Origin of the sequence: Neoroseomonas rubea (assembly GCF_016106015.1) — a bacterium.
Taxonomy (GTDB): Bacteria; Pseudomonadota; Alphaproteobacteria; order Acetobacterales; family Acetobacteraceae; genus Neoroseomonas; species Neoroseomonas rubea.
In genome coordinates this window covers 1-6289 of record NZ_JACADQ010000247.1, presented here as the reverse complement: position 1 = coordinate 6289, position 6289 = coordinate 1, and the positions used below count along the sequence as shown (strand labels likewise).

Sequence of the window (6289 nt, the reverse complement as noted above, 5' to 3'; positions counted from 1 at the left end):
CAGCGCGAGCGCGAGCGTCAGCGCCGCATGCGCGCGCTGCGGCCGCCCGGCGGCGATCCATGCCTCCCCCGCCTGGCCGAGCACCGCGGCGCGCGCGGCGATGCCGGCCTCGCTGCGCGTCGCGATCCGTTCCAGCGCCTCCGCCGCGCGTTCCGCGTCCCCGAGCGAGAGCATCGCCAGCGCCGCGCAATGCGCCGCCCCTTCCCCGCCGCCGCGCATCGCCCAGGCGTCGGCGAGGCTGCGCGCGCCCTCGGGGTCCTCGTCCAGCATCCGCACGCATTGGTCGAATTCCGGCGCATCGACCAGGCGCGGCGGCTCAGGCGGCGTCGGCAGCGGCAGTTCCGCGTCGCCAGCCAGGAACCACCAGGCGCCACCGCCGCCCGCAAGCAGCAGCATCGCGGCACCGGCGATCAGGAGGCGGGCATTCGGCATGCGGCCAATCTAATGTCGCGCGCGCACGCGTGCCAGACGAACTCACGGGAATGGAACATGCTTCTGGTTGCGGGACTTGGCTATTCGGGACAGGCCGCGGCACACGCGGCAGTTGCAGCCGGATGGCGCGTGGCAGGCACGGCGCGCGATCCCTCGCGGCTCGGACCGCTGCCGGGAATCGCAGTGATTCCGTTCGATTCGGCAGGCGACGCGCTGCGCGAGGCGACGCATCTCCTGGTCACGGCGCCGCCGGGCGAGCATGGCGACCCGCTGCTTGTCAGCCACCATGCGGCGATCAAGGCGGCGTTGATCGCGCGAAAGTTGCGCTGGATCGGATACATCTCAACCACCGGAGTCTATGGCGACCGCGGCGGCGGCGTGGTGGATGAATCGACGCCGCCCGCGCCCGGCCAGCCGCGCAGCGTCCGGCGCCTCGCCGCCGAGGAAGCCTGGCGCGCGATCGCCGCCGGCCTGGCCGCGCTCGACATCTTCCGCGCCGGCGGAATCTACGGCCCGGGCCGCTCGCCCTTCGACGACCTGCGCGCCGGCACGGCGCGCCGCGTGGTCAAGCCTGGCCACGCCTTCTCCCGCATCCATCGCGACGACATCGCCCACGCCGTCCTCGCCGCGATCGGGCAGGAGCTGCCGCCTGCCGTCCGCGTGCTGCACCTGGTCGATGACGAGGCCGTGGAGAGCGCCGCGGTCACGGCGCATGCGGCCCGCCTGCTCGGCCTGCCGCCACCACCCGCCACGCCCTTCGAGCAGGCGCGCGCGACCATGTCGCCCATGGCGCTGTCCTTCTGGGCGGAGAACCGCCGCGTCGCAAATGCCGCGACCAAGGCCGCGCTCGGCATCGCCTGGCGCTACCCGACCTATCGCGAGGGGCTAGAGGCCATCCTCGCGGAGGAACGGCGCGAGGGTCTCGCCGAGTAGCGCGAGATCCTGCGGCCGCGAGAGGCGGTGGTCGCCATCCTTGATCAGGGTCACGCGGACATCGCCGCTGCCCACGGCCTCGGCAATGCGCAGCGCGTGCCGCCAGGGCACGTCCGGATCGGCCTGCCCCTGCAGGATGCGCAGCGGCGCGTCGAGCGCGATCGGCCCGCGCAGCAGCAGGTGGTCGCGCGCATCCTCGATCAGCGCGCGGGTGATGGGATAGGGCGCGCCGTAGTCGCTCGGCCGCATCCACACGCCGTCGCGCAGGATCGTCTCCCGCACGTCCGGCGGGAACTCCGCCCACATCAGCTCCTCGGTGAAGTCGGGCGCGGGCGCGATGCCGACCAGCGCGCGGACCGCCACGCGCCGCCGCGCGGCGAGCAGCAGCGCGATCCAGCCGCCCATGGAGGAGCCGACCAGCACCTGCGGCCCCGGCGCGAGCGCGGCGATCACGGCGGCCGCATCCTGCGACCAGCGGCCGATGGTGCCATCCTCGAAGCGCCCGCCGGAGGCGCCATGCCCCGAATAGTCGAAGCGGAGGAAAGGCGTCCCCCGCGCCTCGCACCAGCCGGCGAGGAATTCCGCCTTGCTGCCCGTCATGTCGGAATTGAAGCCGCCGAGGAACACCACGCCCGGGCCGTGCCCCGCGATCCGCCGCCAGGCGAGCACGACGCCGTCGCCGCGGTCGAGCTCGCCGCTCTCCTCCCTCACGGCCGCGGCAGCCCGCGCCGCGTCAGCGAGGCGAAGAGCGCGCCGGTGCCGAAGGACCAGGGCGGGCATTCGTCCGTGCGATCGACCTCGTTCACCAGCGCGCCGAGGCGCGCGCAGGCGATGCGCACCACGTCGCCTTCGCGATGCGTAAAGCCCATGCCCGGCGCGCCGCGATCCTTCGATGGCGAGAAGGGCGTGCCGAGATACAGCACCGCGCCATCCGGATACTGGTGGTGCGCGCCGATCATCTGCGCGACGAGATCGGTCGGGTCGCGGCTGATCGCGCCCACCGCGCCGCGCTCCTCCAGCGCGAAGCCGTCCCGCCCCTCGATCGTCAGCACGATCTCGGCCCGGCGCACATCCTCGAGCGAGAAGCCGTCGTCGAACAGGCGGATCATCGGCCCGAGTGCCGCGGAGGCGTTGTTGTCCTTGGCGCGACCGAGCAGCAGCGCGGAGCGCCCCTCCACGTCACGCAGGTTCACGTCGTTGCCAAGCGTCGCGCCCACGATGCAGCCGCGGCTCGAGACGACCATCACCGCCTCGGGCTCCGGATTCGACCAGGCGGAATTCGGATGCACGCCGATCTTCGCGCCGAGGCCGACCGCCGCCATGGGCGGGCATTTGGAAAAGATCTCGGCATCGGCGCCGATGCCCACTTCGAGGTACTGGCTCCACCAGCCCTTGGCGACGAGCGCCTCCTTCACGCGCAGCGCCTCGGCGCTGCCGGGGACGAGGCTGGCGAGGTCGTCGCCGATGATTTCCCGCACCTCGATGCGCACCGCGGCGGCGAGGGAGGCGTCGCCCCGGCAGCGTTCCTCGATCACGCGTTCCAGCATGGAGCGCACATAGGTGACGCCCGCGGCCTTCACCGCCTGTAGGTCGATGGGCGCGAGCAGCCAGGGCTTCGCGGGATCGCGCGCGTCATGCGCGGAATTCGCCACCAGCGCGTCGAGGTCGAGCGCCATCGGCGCGCCGCGCTTGCGGATGGCGCCGAGCGGGTCCTCCTCCTCCATCCAGCGGGAGACGGTGCCGAAGGCGGGCGTCAGGTCGAAGGCCGCGCCACCGAGCAGGCCCACGATGCAGGGGCCGTCAGCCGTCATGATGCGCGCCGCGAAGGCGCCGGTCGCGAGTTCCGCCGGCAGGCAGTCGCGGTCAAGCCTCATGCGCGTGTTCCCTCCCCGGGCGCGCCCTTGCGGCGCGCTTCGGAGCGATCAAAGCCGGGCGGGCGGCATGTGCCAAGGGGGGCGGCCGCGCCCGGACGTCAGGCTTCGGCGCGCGCCGGCTGCCGGGCGGCGGGATTCGGCAGCGCCCAGCGCGGCAGGCCGCGCAGCGCGCGCCAGGCCTGGTGCAGCGCTGCGATGTCGGCGGCCAGAAGCCTGGGATCCTGCGCGGCAGCCGCGGCGATCGTTTCCGCATCCGGCGCGCCGCTGGCCGGCAGGTCGAGATGATCCTGGAGGTCGGCCAAGGCGCGCATCGTCCCGGCTTCGAGGGCGAAGGCGAACAGCGCGAGGTCGACGCCCTCGGCGAAGTGCGGCGCGCCGCAGGGCAGCCAGACCATGCGGTGCAGGATGCGGGCGGCGGCCTCGGTCGTCAGCGCGCGCAGCATCGGCACATCCGCGGGCCCGCCGATCCAGACCGAGAGCAGGCCAAGGCCGACGCCATGGGCGGCCGGGCCATCGAGCAGGCGATCATTCGGCGTGAAGCCGCCCCGCGCCGTCATTACGGCATCCGCGCAGGCGGCGAAGCGATCGGCTGGCCTGATCATGAAGCTCATTTTGCCGCGAAGCCGGTTAACCAAGGCTTGCGCTTCGCGGGAATGCCCGCCGATCAGGCCGGCAACGCGTCCTTCCACGGATAGCCCACGCGCGCCTTGGCGAAGCCGTAGTCGAACAGGGCACGGAGGAAGGCCTGTTCGAAGGGCTCGGATTCCCGCGCCGTGAAGTCGTCCTCGATATGCGCGAGGCGGAAGGCGATGTTGCGGCTCGCCCCCGCGGACTGGATGCGGAAGATGTCGTTCACGCCGGAGGCGCCGATCAGCGTGGAGATCGCCTGCGACGCGATCGAGAAGGCCCGCCTGCGCACCGGCGCGCCCTGCGGCGCGAGGCGCCCGTTGCGCACCACATAGGCCGTGACATGCGGCGGCGAGAGGCCGAGGCGGACGCGGTCCGCCCGGTCCGCCGCCAGGCCCGGCGGATAGAGATAGGCCTGCGCGTAGGTCCCGCCATCCACGTGCATTTCCTGGAAGGGCCGCCCATCGACCGTCACGTCGATCATCACCGGCGGGAAGATGCCGGGCACGGCGGCCGAGGCCAGCAGCACCTGCCGCGCAAGCTCGAGCGCGCGCGGATGCCCGCTCGCCGCGATGGCGCCGAGGTTCCAGCCGATCGGCCGCTGCGCGTCGAGGTTGGTCGTGCAGATGATGCATTGCCGCCCGCCGCGATAGGCCGTGGCGACCTCGGCGAGCAGCGACTCGTCGAGGAAGCGCGCGATGGTGCGCGCGAGCGGCGCGCTGTCGGCCACCGCGTCATCCAGCAGCGCGGCGAGCAGCCCGCGTTCTTCCAGCACGTCCGCCGCCGTGATCTCGGTGTACGCCGCGCGCAGGTCCGGATCGCGATGCGGGCCCGCGAAGACGAGCGGCGCGGTCAGCGCGCCGGTCGAGATGCCGGTCACCAGGTTGAAGTCCGGCCGCGTGCCATGCGCCGTCCAGCCGCAGGCCAGGCCCGCGCCGAAGGCCCCGTTCTCGCCGCCGCCCGAGAAGGCGATGATGTGCCCGTCCGGCAGCGGGTCCCGTGGGCCGAGGCCGAAGCGGACGCGCTGGCGCCGGCCGGCGAGATTGAACTCCTCCGCGACGCGCGGGACGTCGGTGGGGTCCGTGACGCAGAAGCGCTCATTCGGCAGGCCGAGCACCGTGGCGCGGCGCACCACATCCGCCGGTACGGGCGGGCCGCGCTCTGGCATGGCGCAGGCGCCGAGCGCGCCGGCGAGCAGCGCGCGGCGGGCGGGGAGGATGGAGGTCATGGGTGGCCACGCTATCGCGCCCGGCGCCGCGGGCGGTAGCACCGTTACGTCAGACCGGCGGCTGCTTCGCCCAGGGGTAGCCCCGGCGTGCCCGCTCGAAGGCGTGCTCGAACAGGGCGCGCATATAGGCCTGCTCGAAGGGCTCGGTGTAGGTGCCGGTGAAGTCGCGGCCGATGAAGGCGAGGTTGAAGTCGACCCCGTCGCGCTCGGTCGTGTTCCAGATGCGCGCCACGTCGTTGTAGCCGGAGGAGGCGATCATGGTGGAGATGGCCCGCCCGGCGATGCTGAGCGTGCGCCGGTCGACCGTCGCCCATTCCGCGTCGAGCCGCCCGTTGCGGACGATCCAGGCCTGCGCGCGCGGCACGCGTTCCCCGCGCCGCAGCCTCTCCCGCCGCCCGTTCGTCAGGCTGCGCGGATAGAGGAAGACCTGGGTGAAGGCGCCGCCATCCACGTGCATTTCCTGGAACCGTTCCCCGCCCGCGGTCACGTCGAGCATGACGGGCGGGAAGGCCCCCGGTATCGCCGCGGATGCGAGCAGGACGCGGCGGATGAGGCCGAGCGCGCCCGGATGCCCGCTCGCCGCGATGGCGCCGATGTTCCAGGTGCAGGGCAATTGCGCGTCGAGATGTGCCGTGCCGACGAAGAGCAGCCGGCCTTCCTCGTAGCCGCGCGCGAGTTCGCGCAGCATCCGCTCATCCAGGTAGCGGCCGATCGTCCGGTAGAGCGGCGTATTGTCCGCAAGCGCGTCGTCGAAGAGGCCGGCGAGGATGCCGCGCGGGCGCAGCACGTCCTCGGGCGTGATGTCGGTGTACACGCCGCGCAGCGCATCGTCCCAGGACGGGCCGAGATAGGCGAAGGGCGCCGTCAGCGCGCCGGTGGAGACGCCCGTCACGAGGTCGAAGGCCGGCCGCGTGCCGGCGGCCGACCAGCCGCACAGCAGCCCCGCACCGAAGGCCCCGTCCTCCCCCCCGCCGGACACGCCGAGCATGCGGTAGGGCGGTGCGTCCACCAGCGGGTCGCGGAAGCCGAGATGCCGCTGCCGGCGCTGGAAGGCGGCCTCGTACTCGGCGATCAGCCTCGGCATGTCGTTCGGGATGAGGAAGCGTTCGTTCGGGACGCCGAGCACCTTCGCCTCGGCCACGCGGCCGCGCGGCACGGCCGGGCCGCGCACCGGCAGCGCGCAGGCCGCCGCCGG

General features: G+C 73.2%; 6 protein-coding genes and 1 pseudogene. 1 reads left to right on the top strand and 6 read right to left on the bottom strand.

Features of this window, described 5'->3' with window-relative positions:
- Positions 1-432, bottom strand: a pseudogene (locus HW577_RS18450) (tetratricopeptide repeat protein); the annotation flags it as partial.
- A 183-nt stretch (positions 433-615) separates the two neighbouring features.
- Between HW577_RS18450 and HW577_RS18445 the strand changes: the two are divergent.
- Entirely contained in the window at positions 616-1365 is a 750-nt protein-coding gene (locus tag HW577_RS18445; RefSeq protein ID WP_332837758.1) for a Rossmann-fold NAD(P)-binding domain-containing protein, read from the top strand.
- On the opposite strand, the gene HW577_RS18440 is transcribed toward HW577_RS18445, so the two are convergent.
- The 5 genes from HW577_RS18440 to HW577_RS18420 all read right to left on the bottom strand — a co-directional run.
- Positions 1318-2076: an alpha/beta hydrolase gene (locus HW577_RS18440; protein WP_332837757.1), complete on the bottom strand. Its 759-nt coding sequence runs from the start codon at positions 2074-2076 to the stop codon at positions 1318-1320. The two genes, HW577_RS18445 and HW577_RS18440, sit on opposite strands and share 48 nt — an antisense overlap.
- Complete coding sequence (locus HW577_RS18435) at positions 2073-3239, bottom strand: fumarylacetoacetate hydrolase family protein (RefSeq protein WP_198377608.1); 1167 nt, start codon at positions 3237-3239, stop codon at positions 2073-2075. The genes HW577_RS18440 and HW577_RS18435 overlap by 4 nt, the downstream gene beginning before the upstream one ends.
- A 98-nt stretch (positions 3240-3337) precedes the next feature.
- Complete coding sequence (locus HW577_RS18430; protein ID WP_198377607.1) at positions 3338-3841, bottom strand: lysozyme family protein; 504 nt, start codon at positions 3839-3841, stop codon at positions 3338-3340.
- Between the two features lie 62 nt (positions 3842-3903).
- Entirely contained in the window at positions 3904-5094 is a 1191-nt protein-coding gene (locus tag HW577_RS18425) for a patatin-like phospholipase family protein (RefSeq protein ID WP_198377606.1), read from the bottom strand.
- Positions 5095-5143: 49 nt separating this feature from the next.
- Positions 5144-6289, bottom strand: a 1146-nt coding sequence (locus HW577_RS18420; RefSeq protein WP_198377605.1) for a patatin-like phospholipase family protein, incomplete at its 5' end; no start/stop codon positions are given.